Origin of the sequence: Pantoea conspicua (genome assembly GCF_002095315.1) — a bacterium.
GTDB classification, from domain to species: Bacteria; Pseudomonadota; Gammaproteobacteria; order Enterobacterales; family Enterobacteriaceae; genus Pantoea; species Pantoea conspicua.
Genome location: NZ_MLFN01000123.1, coordinates 1 through 259, shown reverse-complemented (window position 1 = coordinate 259; position 259 = coordinate 1). Strand labels below are relative to the sequence as shown.

Below are 259 nucleotides of genomic sequence, written 5' to 3'. Positions count from 1 at the left end.
AATAAGATTTACCTGTGACCATCAACTCTACAAAATGCAGGCTTTCTGGCAAGTGAATTAATTCGATTATGCTAACTTTTTCAGCAGCGTAACTAATAACAGCCATTTCCAGCTGCTAACTTTTTCAGCAGCGTAACTAATAACAGCCATTTCCAGCTCACAAGACGGCGTAAAACGAATGACTGAAATGATTTCAGCGACCATATTATTGTTGTTAATTATGGACCCCTTGGGCAATTTGCCGATTTTTATGTCGGTT

General features: G+C 38.6%; 1 protein-coding gene. It reads left to right on the top strand.

The window, feature by feature from the left end; translation table 11 throughout:
- Positions 1–178: 178 nt before the first annotated feature.
- On the top strand, positions 179–259 hold an 81-nt coding region (locus HA41_RS20910; protein WP_279627075.1), incomplete at its 3' end, for a MarC family protein.